Source organism: Streptomyces sp. NBC_00414, assembly GCF_036038375.1.
GTDB lineage: Bacteria > Actinomycetota > Actinomycetes > Streptomycetales > Streptomycetaceae > Streptomyces.
Window position 1 is genome coordinate 8593157 of record NZ_CP107935.1, and the last position, 25170, is coordinate 8618326.

At 72.7% G+C, this 25170-nt stretch carries 17 protein-coding genes and 1 pseudogene; 7 read left to right on the forward strand and 11 right to left on the reverse strand.

Annotation, left to right across the window (positions count from 1 at the left end; translation table 11 throughout):
- Positions 1–56: 56 nt before the first annotated feature.
- Both OHS59_RS37430 and OHS59_RS37435 read left to right on the forward strand, forming a co-directional pair.
- Positions 57–2159 (forward strand): iron ABC transporter permease, encoded by a 2103-nt coding sequence (locus tag OHS59_RS37430; protein ID WP_328499509.1) that lies wholly within the window; start codon positions 57–59, stop codon positions 2157–2159.
- An 88-nt stretch (positions 2160–2247) separates the two neighbouring features.
- A complete protein-coding gene (locus tag OHS59_RS37435; protein ID WP_328497761.1) occupies positions 2248–3399 on the forward strand; it encodes a peptidase C39 family protein in 1152 nt (383 codons plus the stop codon).
- An 18-nt stretch (positions 3400–3417) separates the two neighbouring features.
- Here the strand turns inward: OHS59_RS37435 and OHS59_RS37440 are convergent, their stop codons facing one another.
- Positions 3418–5109, reverse strand: coding sequence for a DUF885 domain-containing protein (locus OHS59_RS37440; protein ID WP_328497762.1), 1692 nt, complete (start codon positions 5107–5109; stop codon positions 3418–3420).
- 62 nt (positions 5110–5171) lie between these two features.
- The gene (locus tag OHS59_RS37445) at positions 5172–5693 is read right to left on the reverse strand and encodes an Lrp/AsnC family transcriptional regulator (protein ID WP_328497763.1); all 522 of its coding nucleotides are present in this window, start codon (positions 5691–5693) and stop codon (positions 5172–5174) included.
- A 60-nt stretch (positions 5694–5753) separates the two neighbouring features.
- Between OHS59_RS37445 and OHS59_RS37450 the strand changes: the two genes are divergently transcribed.
- A complete protein-coding gene (locus OHS59_RS37450; RefSeq protein ID WP_443061565.1) occupies positions 5754–7115 on the forward strand; it encodes a trans-sulfuration enzyme family protein in 1362 nt (453 codons plus the stop codon).
- Between the two features lie 146 nt (positions 7116–7261).
- Here OHS59_RS37450 and OHS59_RS37455 read toward each other — a convergent pair whose 3' ends face one another.
- From OHS59_RS37455 to pdxR, 5 genes are all read right to left on the reverse strand, one after another.
- Entirely contained in the window at positions 7262–8707 is a 1446-nt protein-coding gene (locus OHS59_RS37455; protein WP_328497765.1) for a GNAT family N-acetyltransferase, read from the reverse strand.
- A 165-nt stretch (positions 8708–8872) separates the two neighbouring features.
- Positions 8873–11668, reverse strand: a complete 2796-nt coding sequence (locus tag OHS59_RS37460) for a DUF7824 domain-containing protein (protein ID WP_328497766.1) — start codon at positions 11666–11668, stop codon at positions 8873–8875.
- Positions 11665–13068 carry an SWIM zinc finger family protein gene (locus OHS59_RS37465; protein WP_328497767.1) on the reverse strand — a complete coding sequence of 468 codons (1404 nt, stop codon included), beginning with the start codon at positions 13066–13068 and terminating at the stop codon, positions 11665–11667. Before OHS59_RS37465 ends, OHS59_RS37460 begins: the two co-directional genes overlap by 4 nt.
- Before the next feature lie 227 nt (positions 13069–13295).
- On the reverse strand, positions 13296–14897 hold the full coding sequence (locus OHS59_RS37470) for an alkaline phosphatase D family protein (protein WP_328497768.1): 1602 nt from the start codon (positions 14895–14897) through the stop codon (positions 13296–13298).
- 618 nt (positions 14898–15515) lie between these two features.
- Positions 15516–16973: a MocR-like pyridoxine biosynthesis transcription factor PdxR gene (gene pdxR, locus OHS59_RS37475; protein ID WP_328497769.1), complete on the reverse strand. Its 1458-nt coding sequence runs from the start codon at positions 16971–16973 to the stop codon at positions 15516–15518.
- Between the two features lie 47 nt (positions 16974–17020).
- Here pdxR and OHS59_RS44635 point away from each other — a divergent pair.
- Positions 17021–17374 (forward strand): annotated as a pseudogene (locus OHS59_RS44635) (EamA family transporter); the annotation flags it as partial.
- 495 nt (positions 17375–17869) lie between these two features.
- On the opposite strand, the gene OHS59_RS37485 reads toward OHS59_RS44635, so the two are convergent.
- The gene (locus OHS59_RS37485; protein WP_328497770.1) at positions 17870–18727 is read right to left on the reverse strand and encodes an alpha/beta fold hydrolase; all 858 of its coding nucleotides are present in this window, start codon (positions 18725–18727) and stop codon (positions 17870–17872) included.
- 155 nt (positions 18728–18882) lie between these two features.
- On the opposite strand from OHS59_RS37485, the gene OHS59_RS37490 reads away from it, so the two are divergent.
- Together OHS59_RS37490 and OHS59_RS37495 are read left to right on the forward strand one after the other, a co-directional pair.
- Positions 18883–19767, forward strand: coding sequence for an RNA polymerase sigma-70 factor (locus OHS59_RS37490; protein WP_328497771.1), 885 nt, complete (start codon positions 18883–18885; stop codon positions 19765–19767).
- 255 nt (positions 19768–20022) lie between these two features.
- Positions 20023–20784: a GntR family transcriptional regulator gene (locus OHS59_RS37495; RefSeq protein WP_328499510.1), complete on the forward strand. Its 762-nt coding sequence runs from the start codon at positions 20023–20025 to the stop codon at positions 20782–20784.
- Positions 20785–20943: 159 nt separating this feature from the next.
- Here OHS59_RS37495 and OHS59_RS37500 read toward each other — a convergent pair whose 3' ends face one another.
- The 3 genes from OHS59_RS37500 to OHS59_RS37510 all read right to left on the reverse strand — a co-directional run bounded on the left by OHS59_RS37500 (position 20944) and on the right by OHS59_RS37510 (position 24069).
- Complete coding sequence (locus OHS59_RS37500) at positions 20944–22101, reverse strand: ROK family transcriptional regulator (protein ID WP_328497772.1); 1158 nt, start codon at positions 22099–22101, stop codon at positions 20944–20946.
- A gap of 136 nt (positions 22102–22237) precedes the next feature.
- Positions 22238–22900: a response regulator transcription factor gene (locus tag OHS59_RS37505; protein ID WP_328497773.1), complete on the reverse strand. Its 663-nt coding sequence runs from the start codon at positions 22898–22900 to the stop codon at positions 22238–22240.
- Positions 22901–22914: 14 nt separating this feature from the next.
- Positions 22915–24069 (reverse strand): sensor histidine kinase, encoded by a 1155-nt coding sequence (locus tag OHS59_RS37510; RefSeq protein WP_328497774.1) that lies wholly within the window; start codon positions 24067–24069, stop codon positions 22915–22917.
- A gap of 108 nt (positions 24070–24177) precedes the next feature.
- Here OHS59_RS37510 and OHS59_RS37515 point away from each other — a divergent pair, with 108 nt between their 5' ends.
- The gene (locus OHS59_RS37515; RefSeq protein ID WP_328497775.1) at positions 24178–25170 is read left to right on the forward strand and encodes an ABC transporter ATP-binding protein; all 993 of its coding nucleotides are present in this window, start codon (positions 24178–24180) and stop codon (positions 25168–25170) included.

Sequence of the window (25170 nt, forward strand, 5' to 3'; positions counted from 1 at the left end):
CGACGCGAAAAGAGGTGCGTACGACGCAGAGAGAGGTGCGTACGACGCACAAAGAAGTGCGTACGACGCGGGCTTCGGCACCCCGGACGGAGGCGTCGCCGCGCGTCGAGCACGGCGGCGGTCCCACCGGGGCGGCCGTCCTGACGCTCCTTCTCGCCGTGACCGCCCTGGTCGGCATGTGGCACCTGACGCAGGGGACGTCGGGCATCGGCGTCGGCGACCTCGTGCGGCACTTCACCGGGGAACGCGAGAACACCGGCGGGGCAGCGGTCGACGAGATCCTCATCGGCTCGCGCCTGCCCCGCCTGCTCGCGGGCGTGGCGGTGGGCTTCGCCCTCGGCTGCGCCGGCGCGCTGCTGCAGTCCGTCACGCACAACGCGCTCGCCTCCCCCGACACCCTCGCGGTCACGGCAGGGGCCTACTTCACGCTCTCGCTCGTCGCGGCCTTCGGCCTGGCCGTCCCGTTCTGGGCGTCGGGCGCGGTCGCCTTCGCCGGCGGCCTGGTCGCGGCGGCACTCGTGCTGCTCCTCGCGGGCCGGGCCGCGGGCACCTCGGGCACCCGTCTCATCCTCGCCGGATCGGCTACGGCGATGGCCCTGGACGCGGCGAGCGGCATGTTCCTCATCCTGTTCAAGCAGAACACGACCGGTCTCTTCGCCTGGGGGAGCGGTTCGCTCGCCCAACTGAACATCGACGCCTCGGTACGCGCCTTCCCCCTCGTCGTGATGATGCTGGGCGTCGCCCTGGCCCTGTCCCGGCGGCTGGACGTGATGAGCCTCGGTGACGACGCCGCGGCCACCCTCGGCGTGCCCATCCGGTCCACCCGCGTGGCCGCCGTGCTCTGCGCGGTGCTCCTGACCAGCACGGCGGTGACCCTCGCGGGCCCCATCGCCTTCGTCGGCCTCGGCGCCCCCGTCCTGGCCCGCCTGATCGCGGGGCGGGTCCGGGCGCTGCGCCGGCACCTCCTGCTGGTGCCCGCGGCCGGGCTGCTCGGCGCGCTGCTCATCCTGCTCGCGGACGCTTCGCTGCGCGCCGTGCAGGGCGCGGACGGAGCCGCCGCCATTCCCACCGGCGTACCAACCGCACTGCTCGGCGCCGTCGTGATCGTGGTCCTTGCGCTCCGCCTCCGCGACACGGGCGGACTCCGGCAGCCACCGCACGCGCGGGTCGCGGCACGCTCGCGCCGCGCGTTCCTCCTCGTCGTACTCGGCTCGGTGATCCTTCTGGCCGGGGCGGCCCTCGTGGCGGTCCTGGCGGGAAGCCTCTGGCTGCGTACGGGAGACATCGCGCTCTGGGCCCAAGGCGCCGCCCCGGCCCTGATCGGGCAGGCGCTCGACGACCGGGTCCCGCGCGTGGTCGCCGCGGTCCTCGCGGGCGCGGCGCTCGGACTGGCCGGCTGCGTCGTGCAGAGCGCGGTACGCAACCCGCTGGCGGAGCCGGGCGTACTCGGCATCACGGCGGGCGCCGGGCTCGGAGCCGCGGCCGTCGTCACCTCGGGTCTGTCCGGCGGGCGGCCCCTGCTGATCGTGACCGCGGTCGCGACGGGGCTCGCCACGTTCGCGGTGATCGCCCTGCTGTCCTGGCGCGGCGGCTTCCTGCCCGACCGGTTCGTCCTGGTCGGCATCGGCTGCGGATACGGGCTCAGCTCCGTCACCACCTTCCTCCTGCTGCGGGCCGACCCGTACAACACGCCCCGGATCTTCACCTGGCTCTCCGGCACGACCTACGGGCGCACACTGCCCGACGTCGTACCGGTCGCGGTGGCCCTGGCGCTCGCGCTCCCCGTGCTGCTCGCCATGCGGCGCCAACTCGACCTGCTCGCCGTCGACGAGGACACCCCGCGCATCGTCGGCGTCAGGCCGGTACGCGCACGCGTGGCCGCACTGACGATCGCCGCCGTGCTCGCGGCGCTCAGCGTGATCGCCGTCGGCGTCGTCGGTTTCGTGGGGCTCGTCGCGCCACACCTCGCCCGGTCCCTGGTGGGCGCCCGGCACGGTCGCGCGATACCGGTCGCGATGCTGCTCGGCGCACTGCTGGTCTGTGTGGCCGACGCCCTCGGCCGCACGGTCGTCGCACCCGCCCAGGTGCCGGCGGGCCTCATGGTCGCCCTGGTCGGCGCCCCGTACTTCGTCTGGGTGCTCCGGCAGTCCCGAGCATGACGCCGAATGCAGCCTCAGCCCCGGCAACAGCGACAAAAAGCAGGAACCGCAGCAGGAACAGCAGGACCAGATGGAACGGCAGGAGCAGATGGAACAGCAGGGAACGTCCGTGAAGAGTGTCGTCGTCCCGTTCGAGTCCGGCTCGTCGCCGACCGCCCTGAAGCAGCTCGGACCCCACAACGTGCCGGAGCGCTGGCATACGGTCGACCGCTCAGCGCACGCCCCCCACATCGTGGCCGTTCCGGGGGACGACGGTGGCGCCGAGGACGAGGACGCGGAATGGGTCGCGGCCGCGCTCGTGACGGCCCGTCCGCACACGGCCTACCTGAAGATCGTCGACGCCGTCGGCGACGTGCCGGCAGCCGTCCGGGCCGTCGTCGCCCGCGCACGCAGCCGCGGGCTCGCCCAGGTCAAGTGGGAAGGATGGACGGCGACTCCGGAGAACGCCGCTGCCGCCGGATTCGTACCGTTGAGTCCTCCGCTCGCGCAGTCGGAGGGTGCGGCGGGGCCCGATGCCGGTTACGTTCGCTGGCTGCACGACGGCACGGTGACGGAGCCCCCGTACTACGGGCAGACCACCCACTTCACCTGCGGCGCCGTCACCGCACTGGTCGCGCAGGCGCACGCGGGGACGCTGTCACCGGAGGCGCTCGACCGCGAGGCGGAACTGACACTCTGGCGCGACGCGACCAACTTCCCCGCGTGCGAGCCCGTCGGCCTGGGCGTCGCCGTGCGCCGGGCGTGGCCGTCGTCCCCCGTGACGGTCCATCTGGACACGGACCGGCCCGTCCTGCTCGACCACTACCCCGACAACGACCAGGACTGGCGTGCCCTGCTCCAGCGCACGTCACGTACGGAGGCCGGACGGATCGGCGTACCGGTCGCCCCGGGCCACCTCTCCCTGACCGCGATCCGGGGCGCGATCGGTCGAGGCGAGCACGTACTGCTCCTCGTCTCGCTCGCCGGGATGCAGGGTTTCGACGTGCCGCACTGGGTGCTCTGCCACGGCGCCGTACCCGGTGCTGTCGTCATCGACGACCCGTGGGCCAACGGGGCCGCGGGGGACACCTGGGTCGACGCCCACCTGCTGCCCGTCCCCGACCGGTCCCTCGACACCATGTCCATCATGTCGACGGACTCGACGGACTCGACGGACTCGACGGATCCGGCGGACTCGGCGGATCCGGCAGGCACCGCGGACTGCTTCCGCGGTGCCGTGACCATCGGCCGCCCGGCCTGACAGGTGTGCCGGGTTCCGTCAGAGCCGGGACAGCTCGTCCACCAGGTCGTCCAGGCCCAGCGAACCCTGCGACAGCGCCGCCATGTGCCACGCCTTCGCGTCGAACGCGTCGCCGTGGCGCTTGCGCGCGTTCTCCCGGCCCAGCAGCCAGGCGCGCTCGCCGAGCTTGTAGCCGATGGCCTGACCGGGGATGGAGAGGTAGCGGGTCAGCTCGCTCTCCACGAAGTCCGCCGGGCGGCTGCTGTGCGAGCCGAAGAACTCCTGGGCCAGCTCCGGAGTCCATCGCTCGCCCGGGTGGAACGGCGACTCCGCCGGAATCTCCAGCTCCAGGTGCATGCCGATGTCGACGATGACACGGGCCGCGCGCATCATCTGCGCGTCCAGGTAACCGAGCCGCTCCTCGGCGTCCTTGAGGTAGCCGAGTTCGTCCATGAGCCGTTCCGCGTACAGGGCCCAGCCCTCGCAGTTGGCGCTGACCCCGCCGATGGTCGCCTGGTAGCGGGAGAGGTTCTCGGCGACGTGGGCCCACTGGGCGAGCTGGAGGTGATGGCCGGGGACGCCCTCGTGGTACCAGGTCGACACCAGGTCGTACACCGGGAAGCGGGTCTGTCCCATCGTCGGCAGCCAGGTACGGCCGGGACGTGAGAAGTCCTCCGTCGGTGCCGTGTAGTACGGGGCGGCAGCGCTGCCGGGCGGGGCGATGCGGGACTCCACCTTCCGGACCCGCTCGGCGAGTTCGAAGTGGGTGCCGTCCAGTTCCTCGATCGCCCGGTCCATCAGGCTCTGCAGCCACTCGCGGACCTCGTCGACCCCTTCGATGTGCCTGCCGTGCTCGTCGAGATGGGAGAGCGCCACCCACGGGGTCGCCGCCCCCGGCAGGACCTTCTCGGCCTCCTTCCTCATCTCGGCGAGCAGCCGGTGGTACTCGGCCCAGCCGTACGCGTACGCCTCGTCCAGGTCGAGATCCGTACCGTTGAAGTAGCGTGACCAGCGCGCGTACCGGTCGCGGCCCACCGTGTTCGGCGCGCCCTCGATTGCGGGCGAGTACACGTCACGCATCCAGTCGCGCAGCGCGACCACGGCGGCGGTCGCCGTCCGCGCGGCCTCGTCGAGCTCCGCGCGCAGGGACTCCGGTCCGGCCGACGCGAAGTCCTCGAACCAGCCGCGGCCCGAACCGTCCGTGTCCGACCACTCGGTGAGCTGTCCGACAAAGGTCGCGGTGGGGCGCGGGCCCGCGTGCAGCTTGCGCTCCAGGCCGAGGGTGAGGCATTCGCGATAGCCGTCGAGGGCCGTCGGCACCGCGCGCAGCCGCTCGGCGATCGCGGCCCAGTCCTCGTCCGTGTCCGTGGGCGTCACGGTGAACACCTCGCGCACCGCGTGCACGGCCGTGTGCATGTTGCCGACGGCCCGCAGGCTCTCCTCGGTGTCGTGCACGCCGAGTTCGGCGGTGAGGCGCTCGCGCAGCAGGCGTGCGCACCGGCGCTCGATGTCACTGTCCGCGCCCGGCTGCCGCTCCGCCTCGTCGAGCCGGGCCAGCGTCGCCCTCGCCAGTCGCGCGAGCGCCTCCTGTCCGGCGGGCGAGGTGTCGGGCAGCCTGCTGGAACTCTCCTTCACACCGAGATACGTACCGGTGACCGGGTCGAGGGCGATGAGCTCGTCGACGTAGGTGTCGGCGATCTCTCGGGGCAGCGGGTTCTTCGTCTGTGACATGCGGCCATCCTCATACGGGGACGGTCGCCGCGTCAGCCCGGTTTTCCAGGCCCTTTCCCGGGTCAGCCCGATTTCGCCGAGGACGCGGAGCCCGCAGCCGTGGTGCCCTGCGGGGCGGGCGGCAGCAGCGGACCGCAGTCCCACTGCTGGAAGATCAGCCGGGTTTCGACGCGGGCCACCTCACGGTGCGCGGTGAACCCGTCGAGAACCAGCCGCTGCAGATCCGCCATGTCGGCGACCGCCACATGCACCAGATAGTCGTCGGGCCCGGTGAGATGGAAGACGGTACGGGACTCCGGCAGCGACCTGATCCGCTCCACGAACGGCCCGACCAACTCCCGCCGGTGCGGCCTGACCTGCACGGACAGCAGCGCCTCCAGGCCCCGCCCCAGCTTGGCCGGGTCGAGCCGCAGCTGATGGCCGAGGATCACGCCCGAGCGGCGCAGCCGGGTGACCCGGTCCAGGCAGGTGGACGGCGCCACACCGATCTGCGCGGCGAGATCCCGGTACGTGGTCCGGGCGTCGTTCTGCAGGAGGCGCAGAAGATGAAGGTCCACCGGGTCCAGTACGACGGATTCGGCCATGTGCCGAACGTAACACGGCGTTCCGGGCCGAGGTCCCGGCTGTTGTTCAGGCTGCCGTCCATGGATCTCGGCAGCACTGACATACGCGACGTGTGCGACGACTACGGGAGCGACGGCACGGCGGACAGGACACCGGGCGGGAGCGGAACGCCGGGCGGCAGCGGAACCCCTGGCGGGAGCGGCCGGACGACCGGGGTGGTGAAGGCCCCGAGCGCCGGCGTGCGGGCCGCGGGCGCCGCCGGCGCACGGGGCGCCGTTCGGGCTCTGGACACCGAAGCCGTGCACGCGGGGCGGGACGACCTCGCCCGGCAGGGCCTGCACGCCGCGCCGATCGATCTGTCCACGACCTATCCGTCGTACGACAGCCGTGGCGAGGCGGCCCGTATCGACGCCTTCGCCACCGACGGGGCCGAACCGGACGGGCCGCCGGTCTACGGACGGCTCGGCAACCCGACCGTCGCCCGCTTCGAGACGGCGCTCGCCCGGCTGGAGGGCACGGAGAGCGCCGTCGCCTTCGCCAGTGGCATGGCCGCGCTGAGCGCGGTGCTGCTCGTCCGCAACTCCATGGGGCTGCGCCATGTCGTGGCCGTGCGGCCCCTGTACGGGTGCAGCGATCACCTGTTGACGGCCGGGCTGCTCGGCTCCGAGGTGACGTGGGTCGACCCCGCCGGGATCGAGGACGCCCTGCGGCCGGACACCGGTCTCGTCGTGGTCGAGTCACCGGCCAATCCGACGCTCGCCGAACTCGATCTGCGGGCGATCGCCCACGCCTGCGGGAGCGTTCCGCTGCTCGCCGACAACACCTTCGCCACCCCGGTGCTGCAACGGCCCGTCGAACAGGGGGCGCGGCTCGTTCTCCACAGCGCCACCAAGTACCTGGGCGGGCACGGCGACGTGATGGCCGGGGTCGTGGCCTGCGACGAGGAGTTCGCCGGGCGGCTGAGGCAGGTCCGGTTCGCCACGGGAGGCGTGCTGCATCCGCTCGCCGGCTATCTGCTGCTGCGCGGCCTGTCGACGCTGCCCGTACGGGTGCGCGCCGCCTCCGCGAACGCCACGGAACTGGTCCGGCGGCTGTCCGCCGATCCGCGTGTCGCCCGCGTCCACTATCCGAGGCTCGGCGGCGCCATGATCGCCTTCGAGGTCCACGGCGACCCGCACGAGGTGATCGCCGGGGTCCGGCTCGTCACCCCGGCGGTGAGCCTCGGCAGCGTCGACACACTGATCCAGCATCCCGCCTCGATCAGCCATCGCATCGTGAACGCCGAGGACCGGCGTGGCAGCGGGGTGAGCGACCGGCTCCTGCGGCTGTCGGTGGGGCTGGAGGACGTGGAGGACCTCTGGCAGGACCTGGACACCGCGCTGGGGACGGCGGGGCGGGGGAGCGGCGTGGAGCCGCGACGAGCACTTCACCGCGACGCTTGAGGCGCTGAGGCGTGGAAGGCACCGCCTGTCTGACGGGGCGGCGGCGCCCGTAACGCCAACGGCGGCAGGCCCGGTGCGCTCACCGGGCCTGCCGCCGTAGGACGCTTTCGGTGCGGGACGGGACGAGTGGCCGCTCGGCCGTCTCGTCAGTCACGCACGGAGTGCTCCCGCTCGTGCCCGGCGCCCTCCGCCTGCTCCACCCCGGCGTGCGGCGACGCCGTCTCCAGGCGGGCGGTGATGACGAGGGTGCCCTCCTCGATCTGGTAGTCGAGGGGCAGATCGAGGCCGCGCATCGCGGCGACCATGCCGGTGTTGGACGCCTGCGTGACGGCGTACACGCTGTCGCAGCCCGCCTCGACGGCCATCGCCACCAGACGGCGGAGCAGTTCACCGCCGATCCCGCGCCGCTGCCAGTCGTCCTCCACCAGCAGCGCGATCTCCGTCTCGTCGCCGTCCCACAGGAGGTGCCCGAGCCCGACGACCCTTCCCGAGGCGGTCTGTACGGCGAGGGTGCGCCCGAAGTGAGGGCTGAGGAGGTGCTTGAGGTACTTGTCGGCGTCGCCGACAGGCCCGTGATAGCGCATGCTCAGCGTCCGCTGCGAGCACCGCTCGTGCATGGCCTTCGCGGCGTCGGCGTCACCCGCGTCGGCGCGGCGCACGGTGATGTCCTTGCCCTGCGGCAGGGTCAGTACGTCGTGGCTGCGCGGAACCCGCGGGCCGAGCCGCGCGTCCAGTTCGACCAGCGCCCGCGCCCGGGCGAACTCCGTGGGCGTGAAGGGCAGATAGGGCCGCTCCACGGTGATCACTCCACCTTCCGGTGCGCGCAACCGCATCACCGTGTCCTCGAGCGCCCCCTCGACGGGCGCCCCCGCCTCCGGGCGATCCCCGCCCACCGACGTGGCGGGCAGCGAACGGATCGTGCACCGGCCCAGCAACTGCCGCAGCGCCAAAGGCAGTTCCGCCGCGTCCAGCGCGGTGCGTGTCGCGAGGCCCAGCACCCGGGTGGGCGCGTCCACCAGGTCGTGCGCGTCGGCCCGCTCGATCCAGGTGCCGAAGCCGCCCGACAGCGACACCGCACGCGAGACCTCGGACGCCGCCACCGGCGCCGGAGCACGCAGCAGGAACTCGTCCACGGTGCCCTCGGCCAGCGGATGCGTCTGCAGGCTCAGGATGTCGATCCGCAGCTCCGCCAGCGCCACGCACAGCGCGGCCAGCGAACCCGGCTCGTCCCGCACGGTGGTGCGCATCCGCCACAGCACGGTCTCCCCGGAACCGGCCTCCGGCGCGCTCGGATCCTCTTCGGCCGCCCCGGTCGCCCCGGCCGGCCGCACGGACGCGGTCGGCCGGGCGCCGGTATCGCCTGTCGGAGGAGCGTGACCGTGGCGTCGTGACCACCATGTGTGGAAGCCCGCCGTGGCGATCAGCGCGACCGCCGAGATGGCGAGCAGGGCGGGGCCGTCGGGGCCGTGCCCGATCAGGTTCGCCACGGCGTCGGCGACCGCCACCGCCGTGAACAGAGCGGCCAGTTCGACGAGATCCCTGCGCCAGTGGTGGACCGGCCGGCCATTTTTCGCACGCGTCACATCAGACATGTCTGGAGTCATACGGTCACTGTGAAGTACGGGTGTTGCGTGATCGCGAACGCTTTGTGACTGATCGGTTAAGTATGCATCTGTCTTCTTTGTTGCATATTTTATGATTCTCCGGCGTGACCGGACCGCTTGAGTGAACGACCCGGTCAGCCACGGGTGTCCGCATCAGGCGGCCACCTCCTGTCCCAGCGTGGCGCGCAGCCGACGGGCCTGGGTCACGAACCGCGACGAACCACTCCGCTCCGCCACCTGCGCGAGATGCTCCACGTCGCCGTGCGCCCCGCTCCGCTCGGCACACTCGGCGGCGACGGCCAGCAACTCGCCCATCCCACGGGCGGCCGGAGCGGAGCCGTCCGCGGCCGGACCCGCGAGCAGTACGGGCAGCGCGGCCCCGAGTATCGACCAGACGGTGGCGTACGCGCCGGTCGTCGCCGCGATCCGTACGGACTCGGCGAGCCGCAGCGGCTTCACCGCCCCCTGCCGCACCAGCTGTCCCAGATCCCTGCCGAGCCCCTCCGCGTCCAACTGCCCTTGTGCGGCGATGACCAGCAGGGCGTCCACCGCGCTGAGCCGGTCCTCCGGGTGACGCGCGCCCATTCCGTACGCCACGCAGAGGTGCACGGCCTCACCGGCTTCGCCCGCCGCCTCGGCGATCAGCGGCAGGACCGCGGCCACACCCCGGGTGTCCTCCACCGCGACCGTGGAGACCTCGCGGACCAGGCGCGCGGCCACCATCTCCCGCCGTCCGGGCACCACGGCCAGCCAGTGCTGGCGCTCGACCCGGTTCCAGTAGTGGGGGCAGTACCTGCGCGCCTCGGAGACACCCACGGGCAGGCCGAGCCGACGGAACGCCGGTGGGATGCTCCCGGGCAACCCGTCGAGTTCGTCGAGACCGCCGAGTTCGAGCAGGACGCGTTCCCCCGAGCGGTGGCGTGTGCTCGTGGGCGTCGCCGCGCCCTCGCTCGTGAGCCATCGGGCCAGCCGGTCTCCCTCCGCCGTACCGAGTGCGGCGGCCCGTCCGGCGGCGGCCGTGCTCACCGCCCGGTCGTCGCGGCGCACCCGGAGCAGCGCCTGCGTGAAGTCGGCCTCCCCGGGCCGGGCACCGAGCCGGTGGTACTCGCCGAGGCGGGTCACCAGCTCGTCCGGCTCCACATGTCCCGACGACCAGGTGGGCGTGGCCAGAAGAAACGGCATCGGATCGGTCCGCACCCGGTAGGCCGCCTCCCACAGACGCGCGTTGAAGGCGGCGGACAGCGCGGTGTGCACACAGGGGTCGTCCATCGGGCCGTGCTGATGGGCCTTGTGGAGCGTGGAGGTGCGCACCCGGCCCAGCAGCGCCGCGAGCACCACCTCAAGGCCGTACGGAGCACGCCGGAAGTATTCGTCCGCCGAGTGGTAATGGCGATCGGTGTCCATCCACCAGCTTCGTGCGACCGCCGGCTTCAGGGCCTCGGCCAGCTCCTCCTGACGCAGGTACGTGTGCCGCACCAGGCCGTCCAGGACGCGCTCGAAGACTCCCATGTCGCCGTCGCCGGACACCAGCAGGGCTCCGACCTCCTCGGCCAGCTCGACGACCGAGTCCGGCGCCGGCGCGAGCCGTGACGGCTCCGGCGCGGGTGGCAGCAGCTCCAGGTAGGGCTGCGATGCCAGGTCACTCGCGTCCAGCCCCAGGGCCGCGCTCGCGCGTGCCCGCAGCCCGGCACTCAACTGGGTTGCCGCGTCCGCCACTTCGGCCCGCGTCTGTGGGCCCGCCTTGTCCGCCTGGCCGATGTACCGCTCCACCAGCTTCAGCGCCCGCTCCTGCACGTCCGTGTCCTCGTGCCCGAAGGCGTGCGCCACCGCGGGCAGCAGCTCCGCCGCGCTCGACGGGTCGCGCCGGAGCAACTTCCCGAGGAGCACGAGCTGGGCACGCACCAACTTCTTCTCCGTGCGGAACAGCACGACCGCGGACATCTCGGCGACCTGCCGGGCCGTGATCTCGCCGGCCAGCGCCAGTGAACCCAGCACCGTCCGGGCGTGCGACGCCACGGTGGAGGCCGGGTGGGAGGCGAGCGCCAGCCAGTCCGTCACGCGCTCCCGCTCCTCGGCCGAGGTCGGCTCAAGTGCCGTCAGCAGCCTGAGGAAGACCCGGCAGTCGGCCGGTGCGACACCGCGCAGCAGCCGGGCGACACAGGCGTCGATCATGGCCCGGCGGTCGAGGAGCCCTTCCTCGGTGAGTTTCGCGAGAGCGTCGATCCAACTGTCGGGGCCGTCACCGAACAGCCAGTCCAGCCGGCTGCCGATGTCCGGGATCTGGAAGAGCGCGGGGACGAGTTCCGTCGTGTACGGATCCTGGCGGAGCCGCTGCAGGACGGTGTCGCCGCGCTGCCACAGGCTGCCGATCTCCTCGACCCAGCCGACGACGTAGGTCTCGGTGGTCGGCACCGGGCAACCGGACAGCCGTACCAGCCCCGCCATCAGCTCGTAGGGGACCTGGGCGGTCTCCGGGCGGTCCGCGAGTCGCTGCGCGAGGTTGCCCAGCCAGTCCTGTTCCCGGTCGCCCAGCACATGGAGCAGGGCCGCGGGAGAAGCCTGGGACCAGCGCATGTCGGCCGCCGTGATCCAGGCCGCCGTCCCGGCCGCTCCGGTGTGGCAGGCCGCACCTGCCGCGTGCAGGGTGGGGTACGCCTTGCGGGACGGGGCGTCCCACCGTGCGACCCGCAACTCCTTGCGCAGTTCCTTGAGCGCCGGCAGGCAGAGCCGTCGCTCGGGATCCGTCATCCCGTCCAGCAGGCCCACGACCTCGCTCGTCCGCCCCGCCCGCACGGCCTCCAGCAACGCGTCGCTCACCGATACCGCCTCGCCCACCGACACCACCCCGCTCACCGAGACCGCCCTGTCCCGCGACACCGCCCCACGCATCGGCATCGCACGGTTCACCGCCACCGCCACCGCGTCGCGCACCGAAACCGCGCCGCTCATCGCACACCCCCGTCGACCAGAACCTCCGCCTGCCCGGACACCGCGCCGCGGCGGACCATCCGTACCGCCAGCGCGTGCTTGCACGGACCGCGCCCGCCGCGGTATTTGGCCCACCACAGGCAACTGCACGTCAGCACCCCCGCGTCGTCGCGCACCCGGTGCGCGTGCCCGTCCTGCGCGGTCACCGTGCCGAGGACGCCGTCCAGGACCACCGCGCCCGCGCTCACGAGGTCGCGGGCTGCCCGCAGCCGGGGGTTGTGCCGCTCCACGCGCTCGGCGTCGTAGGGGAGTTCACGATGGAAGTAGGCCGCCTCCGCCGTGTCGTAGCCCACGCGCCCCGAGGTGCCCAGCCGGACGAGGGCCGCCCGCACCCGCTCGGCGGGCAGTCCCGAGGAGGCGGACAGATCCCCGACATCGATCCTGGGCTCCCATGCCAGCAGGACCGAGATCAGTTCCGCGTCCTCGGCCGCCTCGTCGGTGGCCAGCGCGTCGAGCACTCCACCCTCACCGGAGAAGCCCCGGGAGGCCTCCGGGGACAGTGTCAGCGTGAGTCGCATCCCGGGCAGTACGACCTCCCAGGCGCTGGCCGCCGCGGCGCCACCGGCGAGCGCGGGACCGTACACCCGCAGTGCCGACGCGTGGCGGAGCACCCTCTGGAGGGCGATCAGCCGCTCCGGCCCCGGGAGGCAGACCGCTCCGGGGACCGGCCGGGTGGTGGGCCGCAGAACACGCCCCGCGGGCACGACCCACTGCGCGCCCCGGGAGGCGCCGCGCGCACCGCCACGGGGCAGCGAGCGCAGGAACCGCACGGCCTCGGCCGCGGGCAGTTCGGCCCGCAGGTCGAAATCGGCCGCCGTCACCTGCGCCTCGGCGAAGCCCCGCAGCCACCGGTCCGGCAGGGGCACCTTCTTCTCCACGACCGGCCCGTCCAGGGTGGTCACGGCCATCTCGTCCGGACCGACGCGCATGTGCAGCGGGTCGTCGGAACCGATCCTCGACAGTGCGTCACGCAAGGGGTTGTTGACGTCGACGTTCGTCGTGCCGTGCCCCACCTCGCCGCCGTCGAGCCCTGCCTCCAGCACGTCCAGACGCGCGTACACCCCGCCGCAGCCGGAGAACGACTCGAAACGCAGCCGGTCGCCGTTGCCCGTGACCACCGGGTCCAGCGACGACGGCAGCTGCCGCTGGTAGTAGCGCGCACCCGCCACGTCGGCGACCGCGAGCAGCCCCGCCGAAGCCACCTGAGGCGAGGTCAGGAACCCCGCGAAGAAGCGGGGATGGTCCTCGACACCCCGGGGCGTCGTACCCCGCGAGGTCTCAAGTCCCAGGCGCTGTCCGCCCGGTGCGGATTCCAGCGTGGAGGGTCGGGTGTAGGCCACGGCCTGCAGAGATCGCGTCATGGAAAAACCGTAGAGGCGACCACTGACAATCGGCCCTGACCTGCGAAGACGCGGGGATCTGGAAGAATTTGGGCAACCCGACGTGCCGCGTACCGGGGGATGACGCCGGTACGCGGCACGAGGTATGAGATTACGGGAGCCGGCGCCCCGCACACGGCCGAGTCCGCCTTGTCCGAGGCGGACTCGGCCGTGGTGAACTCGGCCGTGGTGAACTCGGCCGTGGTGAACTACTGGCCCACGCGCCCCGGTTGCAGCACCTTCGTGAACAGCACCGATCCGCCGGTCGCCCGCAGGCGGACCGTCAGTTCGCCGCTCCCGCCGTCGATGTCGACCTCGCCGAAGTACTGGGGCGACTCCATGGGCGAGACGTTCGCCCTGTCGGGAGCCTGGACGAAGACCCGGTCCGGACCGAACGTGCCGTCCAGCGCGTTCGCCTGGAAACCGCCCGCGGCGAGCGGACCGGAGACGAACTCCCAGAACGGCGCGAAGTCCTTGAAGGCGGCGCGCGACGGGTCGTAGTGCTGCGCCGAGGTGTAGTGCACGTCCGCCGTCAGCCACACCGTGCCGGTGATCCGGCGGTGCTTGACGAACCGCAGCAGCTCCGCGATCTGCAGTTCGCGTCCGAGCGGCGCGCCCGGGTCGCCCTGCGCGACGGCCTCGATGTCCGTCGCGCCGTCCGGCACGACCAGGCCGAGCGGCATGTCGGAGGCGATCACCTTCCACACCGCACGCGAACGAGCCAGCTCCCGCTTCAGCCAGACCAGCTGCTCCGCCCCCAGGATGCCGGTGGTGTCGTCGGTCTGCCGGCCGGGGGAGTTGGCGTTGCGGAACGTCCGCATGTCGAGCACGAAGACGTCCAGCAGGGGACCGTGGCGCACGACCCGGTGCACCCTGCCCTCCTTGCCCGTGGCGGGCAGGGTGGAGATCGGGAAGTACTCGCTGAAGGCCTTGCGCGCGCGGGAGGCCAGCGTGTCGACGTCCTTCACCGTGTAGCGGGCGTCGGTGAGGATCTCGCCCGGGTACCAGTTGTTGACGACCTCGTGGTCGTCCCACTGGGTGATCGTCGGGACCTGCGCGTTGAACCGGCGTACGTTCTCGTCGAGGAGTGAGTAGCGGAAGTTGCCGCGGTACTCGGCGAGGGTCTCCGCGACCTTCGACTTCTCCTCGGTGGTGACGTTCCGCCAGACACGGCCGTCCGGGAGCGTCACGGACGCCGACAGCGGGCCGTCCGCGTAGATCGTGTCGCCGCTGCACAGGAAGAAGTCGGGGTTCCGGCGGCGCATCTCCTCGTACGCGTAGAGGCCGCCGATGTCCGGGTTGATGCCCCAGCCCTGGCCCACGATGTCGCCGGACCACAGGAACCGGACGTCCTGGCGCCGCTTCGAGGGCGCGGTCCGGAAGGTGCCCGGTACGGGGTCGCCGGTGCGGCGGTAGTCGTCGGGGTCGGCCAGCGTCACCCGGTAGTGGATCTGCTCCCCGGACGGCAGGCCGCGCAGCGGGACCGTGCCCGTGAAGTCCGTGTCGGCGCCCAGGAGCGGGCCGTGCCATTTTCGCGACCTGTGGAACGACTCGGTCGCGGAGGTCTCCACGATCATGCGGGCGGGGCGGTCGGAACGGGCCCATACGAGGCCGGAGTCGGTGGTCACGTCTCCGGCCTGCACGCCCCATCGCGCCTGGGGGCGTCCTGACAGGGCGAACGCCGGGGCCGCGGTGGCGATGGCGGCGGCGCCGGCTCCGGCGGAGGGCAGGGCGAGTGCCGCCGACGCGGCGAGCGTGCCGCGCAGGACGCTGCGGCGGCCGGGGAGCGGGCTCGGCGGGCTGAGTGACATGGGACGCCTCCTGGGGCGGGTTCGGCCGATGTGCATGGCTATGGATACAACTACTGGTGTGCCGCAGCGCACGCGGAAACCGCAAGTGAACAACGCGCTCCGCTGGGTTTTGCGGGTTTGCCCGGTTGGACGGGGCCGGGGGACATGTGCGGGTCGGTAGGGCTGGTCGCGCGGTTCCCCGCGCCCCTGAAAGCTGGGGGGATGTTTGGTGCGGGCGGTGAGGGTTGCTCGCGCCGTTCCCCGCGCCCCTGGGGAGAGCAGGTTCGCTGTCGGGTGCGGGTCGGTGGGGGTTGTCCGCGCCGTTCCCCGCGCCCCTGAAGGGCGTGGCCGGAGTTCGGGTGCGGGTTGGTGAGGGCTTGTTGCGCCGTTCCCCGCGCCCCTTGGAGACCGGCTGTCGGCTGCACGTCGTACGTGGTTGCTCGCGCCGTTCCCCGCGCCCCTGAGGGGCGTCCCTCTGGCCTTCGAGGCAAGGGTGGCCGGACCGCCTGTCTTTAGGGGCGCGGGGAACGGCGCACCCAGCCCTCACTGGGCCGCAGACGACAGTGGTCAGCCCCCACTCGGCGGCAGACGACAGGTGCCGACCCCGACTCGGCCACAGACGTAAGGGCCGGCCCCCGCTCAGCCGCAGGCGTGGCGGTCGGCGGTCGCCGCGGCCATCGCTTGGACTCCCTCCCGGATGCGGGCAGGGGAGACGTGGGCGTAGCCCAGGACGAGGCGGACCACCACGTCCGACGACGGCGCGCGCGTGCAGGAACGCAGCGCACGGACCGCGATCCCCGCCGAGGCCGCGGACGCGAGGAAACGGCCGGCCGGACCGTACCGCGACGGAAGCGCGGCGATGACGTGCAGCCCGGCAGCGATGCCGGAGACCTCCGTCCCGGGAAAGTGCTCGGCCAGCGCCGCCACCAGCGCGTCGCGCCGCTCGCGGTACTCCCGCCGGCAGCGCCGCAGCTGACGGTCGTAGTCGCCGCGCTCCACGAAGCGGGCGAGCAGCGCCTGGTCGACGACGGGATTGCCGAGATCCATCGTGCGTTTGCGTTCGACGACCTCCTCCGCGAGCGATGCCGGCACCAGCAGCCACCCGAGCCGCAGCCCGGGTGCCAGCGACTTGCTGACGGACCCGGTGTACGCGACATGCTCCGGATCGAGCCCCTGAAGGGCTCCCACAGGTGCTCGGTCGTAGCGGAAGTCCCCGTCGTAGTCGTCCTCGACGACGAGCCCGTCCACCGCGCGCGCCCAGTCGAGGAGTTCCGCGCGGCGCCGCGCGGAGTAGGCGATCCCCGTCGGGAACTGGTGCGCGGGCGTCGTCACCACGACCCCTACCCCCGACGCCCGCAGCGCCCCGGTGTCCAGCCCCTCGTCGTCCAGCGGCAGCGGTACGGCGTCGAGGCCGGCCGACGCGTACAGGGTCTCGTGCTCGGGGCTGCCGGGGTCCTCCATGCCCACGGCACGCGTCCCGCGCGCGTGGAGCACGATTCCGAGCAGGGTGGCCGCCTGGGCCACCCCGGAGACGACGATCACCCGCTCCGGATCCGCGACCACTCCCCGGCGCCGGGTCAGCAGTTCGGCGAGTGCGGTACGCAGCCGGGGCAGCCCGCGCGGATCCGGGTAGCCCAGCGCGTGGTGGGGCAGTTCCGCGAGTACAGCGCGCTGCGCGACGGACCAGGCCGCACGCGGGAACAGCGACAGGTCGGGCGTACCGGGCAGGAAGTCCGCCACGGCGCCCACGGGGCGGGGAGCGAGATCCCGTGCGTGCGGGAGGGCGGCCCGGACGGCCCCGCCGACCCAGGTCCCGGCGCCCCGGTCGCTGCGCAGGTATCCCTCCGCGGTCAACTGCTCGTACGCCTCCGTGACCAGCCCCCGGGACACCCCGAGGTCGGCGGCCAGTTCACGGCTGGCCGGCAACCGGGTGCCGGGCGCGAACCGGCCCGAGCGGACCGCCTCCCGCAGCGCCGCCTGCAGAGCACGGCCACGCGCGCGTGGCGGCGCCGAGACGGCAGGCAGGAGCATCTCCCAAGCGCCGGCCCTGCCCGCCGCCGTCGCGGACGGATCCGGATTGGTCCCCGATGGCGTCATGGAAGTGGACCTTAAACCGGACCGCCGTCCTTCATAGCGTCACTCGTATGAACGTCACCACGCGCGGGGCCCTGCTCGCCGCCTTCGCCGCCGTCCTCGTCGGAGGATCCTTCACCGCCAACAGCGTCCTCGGCCACTATCCGTACGCGGGCGGCCAGTTCCTGCGCTACGGCCTCGCCTTCCTGCTGCTCCTGCCCCTGGTCGGACGGGGCGGCGCGGCCCCGCTGCGCATGCTGACACTGCGCCAATGGGTACGCCTCGCGCTGCTCGCGGCGGTCGGCATGGTCGGCTTCAACCTCGCCGTGATCGCCGCCGAACACACCGCGGAACCCGCGATACCGGGGGTCTTCGTAGGCTGCGTCCCGGTCGTCGTCGCCGTCCTGGTCCCCCTCCTGGAGGGCCGCAGGCCCCAACGGATCGTCCTGTACGGGGCGTTGCTCGTGGCCGGCGGCGCCTTCACGGTCCAGGGCTGGGGCCGCACCGACGGAGCGGGAATCGCCTTCTCCCTGTGCGCGCTCGTCGGCGAGGTCGGCTTCGCGGTGCTCGCCGTGCCCGTCCTGCGGCCGCTCGGACCGCGGCTGCTCTCCGCGACGGTGTGCGGGGTCGCGGCGGCCGAGTCGGCACTGGCCGGCGTCGTCCTCGACGGGCGCGCCTGGCTGCGCACCCCGGACTCCACCGAGACCCTCGCGCTGCTGTGGCAGGCGGCGATCGTCACGGTGGTCGGCTTCGTCTGCTGGTACATGGGCATCCAGCGCATCGGCGCCGAGCGCGCGACGCTCTTCTCCGGCCTCATCCCGGTGGCCGCGGCCTGCACGGCCCCGCTCGTCGGAACGGGCTCCTACGGGGCGGCGCAGGCCGCGGGCAGCGCCCTGGTGGGGGCCGGAGTGGTCATCGGATCAGGCGCGCTGCTCCGCGGGGCGGGACGTACGGCTGCCGTCCAGGAGGACGCGCGCGACCAGCGCGGGGTCGTCGTTCATCGGGACGTGCCCGCAGCCGGGCAGCCGCACCAGCCGGGCCCGGGGAATGATCTGCTTGGCACGGACTCCCTGGCGGCGCACCAGGATGCGGTCCCGGGTGCCCCAGGCGACGGTGACGGGAAGCCCGGGGACGTCGTCGGTGAACCGGACCGAGCCGCCCGCCCTGAGGGTCTCGGTGAATCCCTCGGCGTTGGCCAGCGCGAGGGTCTCGGCGACCACCGCCTCGGGTGAACGGCGGGCCGGGCGGGCGTAGATGCTGCTGGTGAGCACCGTGCGTCCGGCCGCCGACCGCGACAGCCGCTCGACCAGCGGGAGCGGCATGCTCCGCGCGGCCCGCCGCATCGCCTGCAGCAGACCGAACGCGTACCGCCGCTCATTGGGCGACCAGAACCCGGCGGGCGACAGCGCCGTGACGGACCGTACGAGCTTCTCGCGGCCCAGCTCCAGGGCCAGCAGCCCGCCCAGGGAGTTGCCCGCCACATGCGGCCGGTCGAGCTCCAGCGTCTCGCACAGCGCGGCGAGCGCCGCGTTCATCGTCGCCAGGTCGTGGCCGAGCCCTTCGGGCAGCGCGGGGGACTCGCCGAAGCCGGGCAGGTCCACCGCGATCACGTCCCGCTCGACCGCCAGGAGGTCGACGACCGGGTCCCACGCCTGCCGGTGATGGCCTATGCCGTGCAGCAGCAGAAGCGGTTCGCCGCTGCCCACGCGCCTGTACGCGAGGGTCACGGTCCGCGGGCCGTGCGGAGAGGGGACGCTGAAGGAGACCGTGGCGGCCATGGGCTGCTCCTCGACTGGAACCGGCCGACTCGGAGCCGGCTGACTCCTGGACAGCTTGTCAGCAATTACTACCGGCGGGTAGCCCTCGCTCCTCGCTCGTCCGGACACGACATATCGCCTGGACACGACCTGACGCCTCGGGATGGGATGGTCCGGTGGCTACCGACACCGTGACCGAGGTCTTCGAAGAGCACCGTCCCGTTCTGATGGGCGTCGCCTACCGCATGCTCGGCCGGGTGGCCGACGCGGAGGACGTGGTCCAGGAGGCCTGGCTGCGCTGGTTCGGCGGCGACCGCTCCGACGTCCGCGAACCACGCGCCTATCTGGTGCGTATCACCACCCGGCTCGCCATCGACCGGCTGCGGCAGGCTCAGTCGCGCAACGAGGCCTATGTCGGGCCCTGGTTGCCCGAGCCGTACGTCACCGACTTCGGGAACACCGTCGCCGACACGGCGGAGCGGGCCGTCCTAGCGGACTCGGTGTCACTGGCCGTCCTTGTCGTCCTGGAATCCCTCTCCCCGTTGGAGCGGGCGGTGTTCGTCCTCCGGGAGGCGTTCGGCTACCCGTACGCCGACATCGCGGTCACGCTCGACCGCAGCGAACCCGCGGTGCGGCAGCTCGCCGGACGGGCCCGCAGGCACGTCGAGGAGAAACGGCCGCGCTACGAGGTGGACCCCGTCGCGCAGCGGGCTCTCACGGAACGGTTCCTGGCGGCCGCGACCGAGGGCGACATCGAGGGACTGATGTCCGTGCTGGCCCCGGACGTGCGCCTGGTGGGCGACAGCGGCGGCCTGGCCCAGGCGCCGGTGCGGGTCATCGAGTCGGCCGACAAGGTGGGCCGCTTCGTCGAGGGCATCACACGGAAGGGTGTGGTGGACGCGTCGTTCCGCTTCCTGGAGGTCAACGGCGGCCCCGCGCTGCTGGTGCTGTCCGGCGGCAAGCCCGACAGCGTCATCCAGATGGGCGTCGCGGACGGCCGCATCCAGTGCGTCTACATCATCCGCAACCCGGAGAAGCTGCTGTCCCTCCCCGTCGCCTGACAGCGGCGACCGACAGGGCCTGTCCGGCCGAAGCCCCCGTCCAGCGACGGGGGCTTTGCCGTTGTGTCACGTATGGGGCGTATCGAGAACACCGTATGAACGCTCTGAGGCAACAAGCCTGTGCGAGCTGTAACGGATCGAGGATTGGTCTTGACCAAGGGTGGGGGCCGCCATATGGTCGCTGGGATAGTGCAGGAACCTTTAATAAACAAGGGCGCTAAAAGCCGCCGGGACACGGCGATTGCGGAGGACACGGTGGGGACCACGCAGTTGGATACGGTGCCGGAGCCCAAGTACTGGCATCTGAAGACCGTGCTCAGCGAAGCACTGGACTCCGAGTTCTCGGTGGGTGAGATCCTCCCCAACGAGCGCGATCTGGCGGCCCGGTTCGGCGTCGCCAGGGCCACGCTCCGCCAGGCCCTCGAACAGCTGGAACTGGAAGGCCGACTGCAGCGCCGCCGCGGCGTCGGCACGACCGTGGCACCGCCGCGGATGGGCGTGGCCGTCGCGTCCGAGCAGCACTCGTGGCCGGGCGCGGCCGGTGACGCCTGGCAGCCCGCGGACTGCGCGACGGCGGCCCCGCCCTCGGCGGTGGCCCAGGCCCTGGAGACAGAGCCCGACGACCAGGTGCACGTCGTGCGCCGCTCCCGGGTGACGCACGGCCAGCCGGTGGCCGCCGAGCTCCTCTACATTCCCGCCTCGTCGGTGCCCGACCTGTCCGGCATCGACGCCCCGTCGGGCACGGCACGCGCGCGTGCCGTGCTGCGTGAGCTCCAGCATCTGGAGCTGGAGGGCGAGGACCGCGCCGTGGAGCTGGGCTCGGCCCGCGCCGACGACGCCAAGGAACTGGACCGCCTCCCCGGTGCGCCCGTCCTCGTCGTGACGACCCGCTACTTCACCGAGGGGCGCACGGCGGCGGTCTCCGTCGCCACCTACCGCGCCGACACCTGCCGGCTGACCTTCGGCGCCTCGGGCGGTGTGGAGATCCACCACGACCCGGAGCGCCGCGCCTCCTGACCGCACGGTTCCTGACCGCAAGCATTCTGACCGGCAGGCTTCCTGACCGTCGCCACCCGCTCACAGACGTAACCCACTCGCGGACGTCACCCACTCGCACACGTCGCGCCCCGGCCTCCGGTGCGCGACGTTCTGCCGCCGGAAACACCCCGGACGGTTTCAGCGGCGGGCCGTGACCGTGCCCTCCACCGCGAAGAGCTGCTCCTCCACATGGTCGAGAGCCAGGCGCAGCGCGCCCGTCGCCACGGCCGCCTCACCCAGCAGCGACAACGTCACCCGGGGCGGCCGCAGACAGTACCGGGCCAGCTCCTTGCGCAGCGGCTCCAGTACGCCGTCGATACCCGCCGCCCAGCCGCCGATCACGACGAGCTCGGGGTCGAGGGCCAGGACGAGGGCCGCGACGTCGTGCACCAGCCGCTGTATGAAGCGCTCGACGGCCGCTAGGGCCCGTTCGTCGCCCGCGCGGGCGTGCGTGAAGACCTCCGCCACCGCCTGCTCGTCGAGCGGGTGCAGCGGCTCGTCGGTCGTGGACAGCAGCGTCTCCGGAGTGACCTCACGGCCCAGCAGATGGAGCGCGCCGATCTCACCGGCCGCGCCCCCGAAGCCGCGGTGCAGCCGCCCGCCGATGAGCGAACCGGCCCCGGGACTCAGCCCGGCCAGCACGAACACCATGTCGTCGGATTCGGTCGCCGCGCCCTTCCAGTGCTCGGCGACCGCCGCCGCGTTGGCGTCGTTCTCCACGATCACCGGGCACTTGAAGGAGCGGCGCAGCCGCTCGCCCAGCGCCAGCCCCGTCCACTCCGGCAGCGCCGTACAGAGGCGTACGGTGCCGTCGGCCTCGACGATGCCGGGCGAGGTCGCTCCGACGGCCCGCAGGGAGCCGCGCGCGACCCCGGCACGGCGCAGCAGCTCGGCGACGGCCGTACGCAGCCGTTCGAGCCGTTCGTCGGCGGACGCCGTCTCGCACACGTCCTTGGCGAGCGAACCGAGCACCCGGCCGTCCAGGTCCGACAGGAGCACGGCCACCCGGTGCGGGCCGATCTCCAGGCCCAGCAGATGGCCCGCCTCCGCCCGGAAGCGGAACCGGCGCGCGGGCCGGCCCTGGCGTCGTGCGGCGCTCTCGTCGGCCGCGGTCTCGACGACCAGGCCGCCGTCGATGAGCCCCTCGACGACGCCTTCGACGGTGGGCCGGGACAGGCCTGTCACCCGCGTGATCTCGGTGAGTGTCGCGAAGTCCGTCGCCCGCAGGGCGTGCAGCACCACCGCGGAATTGATCCTTCGCAGCAGAGAGGGATCCCCGCCGGTCAACTGCCCCAACGTCCGTCCTCCCAGCTCGTTGCGCGTGTCGGTTGGCCGGATCGTACTCGGCGCGGAGGGTCCCGGCGAGTGCCGGGGATCACCTGCCCGCCCCGGAGCCGCGCCACGGACCGGAATCAGCCGAGTGGGACCGGAATCAGCCGGGTGCCACGAACCCCGACTCGTACGCCGCGATCACCGCCTGGGTGCGGTCCCGGGCCCCCAGCTTCGACAGTACGGCGCTGACGTGGGACTTCACCGTCTCGCCGCCGACCACCAGCCGTGCGGCGATCTCCGCGTTCGACAGGCCCCGTGTCATCAGCCGCAGCACCTCCGCCTCGCGCTCGCTCAGCGCCGCCCGCTTCAGCGCGGCCCGGGCCGCGGGATTCCCGTCACTGTTCCCGTACTCGGCGGCCAACTGCCGTACCGAGGCCGGGAACAGCAGTGACTCGCCCTCGGCGACCAGCCGCACGGCGTGCACGATCTCGGCCGGCCGCGACCGCTTCAGGAGGAAGCCGTCGGCGCCCGCGCGCAGCGCCTCGTACACGTACTCGTCGTTCTCGAAGGTCGTCACCACGAGGATCTTCGGCGGCCGGTCGACGGTCCGCAGCACCGCGCGGGTGGCCTCGATGCCGTCCATCAACGGCATCCGGACGTCCATCGCGACGACATCGGGCCGCAGCCGCCGCACCAGGGGGATCACCGCCGCGCCGTCGGCGGCCTCACCGACGACCTCGATGTCGGGCTGCGCCTCCAGGATGGCCCGCAGACCGGCTCGTACGAGGGGTTCGTCGTCTACGAGGAGAACGGTGACGGGCATCCGGTCAGCGTAGATCAGCGCAGCGGCAGTTCGACGTGCACCTGCCAGTCACCGTCGTCCGGGCCGGTTCTCGCCCGGCCGCCGAGCAGCGCGGCCCGCTCCCGGATGCCCCGCAGACCGCTGCCCCGGCCGGGCCCCGATATCGCCGCCGTCAGCGGGTTCCGCACCTCCAGGGCGAGCGTCCGGTCCTCGACCGCGATACGAATGCGGACGGGCACCGCGCCCGCGTGCCGCAGCACGTTGGTGAGCGCCTCCTGAAGGATGCGGTAGCCCTCGCGGGACACCGGCCCCGGCACGGTCTCCAGGGGGCCTGTCAGCTCGGCGTCGATCTTCGCCCCGGAAAGGCGCGCGGACTCCATGAGCCGGTCGGCCTCCACCAGGGTCGGACGGCTGCTCGCGGGCCGCCGCGACTCCCGCAGCACCCCGAGCACCCGCTCCAGGTCCTCCAGCGCGGCACGGCCGGTGTCCTCGATGGCGAGCAGCGCCCGGTCGGTGAACTCGGGGTCTCCCGCGGCCCGCGCGGCCCCCGCCTGCACCACGGCCACCGTCAGCGCGTGGCCGATCGAGTCGTGCAGCTCGCGGGCGATACGGGTGCGCTCCAGGAGCTGTTCGGTGCGCTCCTCCAGCGCGGCCACCCGCTCGGCGGGCGACGGCCCCAGGAGGCGGCGTGCGATGACCGTGATCAGCCGGCCGAGACCGATGAACGCCCCGTAGAAGGCGATCAGCGTCAGCGGCGCGAGCAGGGCGTACGCCCAGTGCGGGTGCGACACAGGCAGGAACGGATTGTCGTCGGGTACGTAACCGGTCGAGATCCGGATCAGGTCCACGGTGACCAGCGGAAGCCAGACGCTGACTCCCGCCGCCGCCCAGCCGAACACCATGCGCGTCCCCAGCCACAGCACGGTCCGCAGCCGGTCCCCCCACGTGGCCGACGGGACGACCGAGATCGCCGGGTCCTGTCCGTCCCGCATCAGCATGAACTGCGCCTGCACACCCTCGTTCCGCCGCACGGCCGGAATCAGCCCCAGCAGGGGCAGCGCCAGCGCGGGGGCCCACGGCGTGGCGGGGTGGATGAAGATCCACACGCTGCTGACCAGCATGGGAACCCACAGGTGAATGAAGCGCGTGTACGTCGTCCCGGAGGTCAGCGGGCGCAGCAGGCGGGCCATCGCGTCATCGTGTCAGCCGCCACTGACAACGGGCCTCCCCCGAGCGGGGGAGACGTCCTCCCCGGGCGGGGGAGGACCAACCACCCTCCCGGCGGCCAGCCTTGGGCCATGACCAGCATCGACGTCCAAGAACTCACCAAGGAGTACGGCACCACCCGCGCCGTGGACCGGCTGACCTTCCGGGTCGAACCGGGCCGGGTCACCGGCTTCCTCGGCCCCAACGGCGCGGGCAAGTCCACCACCATGAGGCTCGTGCTCGGCCTCGACCGGCCCACGTCGGGCACCGTCACCGTAGGCGGCCACGCGTACGCGGCGCTGGAGGAGCCGTTGCGTCACGTCGGCGCCCTGCTCGACGCGCAGGCCGCGCATGGTTCGCGTACCGCGCGGGACCATCTGCGGGCGCTCGCGGCGAGCAACCGCCTTCCCGAGACCCGCGTCGACCAGGTTCTGGAGGAGGCGGGCCTCGCCTCGGTGGCCCGCCGCCGCGTCAGGACGTACTCCCTGGGCATGCGGCAGCGCCTCGGCATCGCCGCGGCTCTGCTGGGCGACCCGCAGGTGGTCCTGCTCGACGAACCGTCCAACGGGCTCGACCCCGAAGGCATCATCTGGATCAGGGAACTGCTGCGCCGGCTCGCCCGCGAGGGCCGCACCGTGCTCGTCTCCAGCCATCTGATGAACGAGACCGCCTCGTTCGCCGACCACCTCGTCGTGCTGGGCCGCGGCCGGCTGCTCGCCGACATGGCGATGCGGGAGTTCGTCCAGGCGCGCGTGGACCCCCGGGTACGGGTACGCACCACGGACGGCGCCGCCCTTCGCGACCTGCTCGCGCGGCACGGATACGACGCCGTCGAGAGCGAGAGCGAGAGCGAGGGCGAGGGCGAGGGCGGTGACGGGGCCGAGGGCGGGCGCGAACGGTGGATCGTGCACCACGCGCGCGTGGACGACATCGGCCGCCTCGCCTCGGACGCGGGTCTGCCCATCCTCGAACTGGCGGCGGAGGAAGGCACGCTGGAACAGGCCTACCTCGATCTGACCGCCACGGAGGCCGAGTTCGCCGCCCAGCCGGCCGCCCCGTCCCCGACCCAGCCGCAGGAGGCCTGA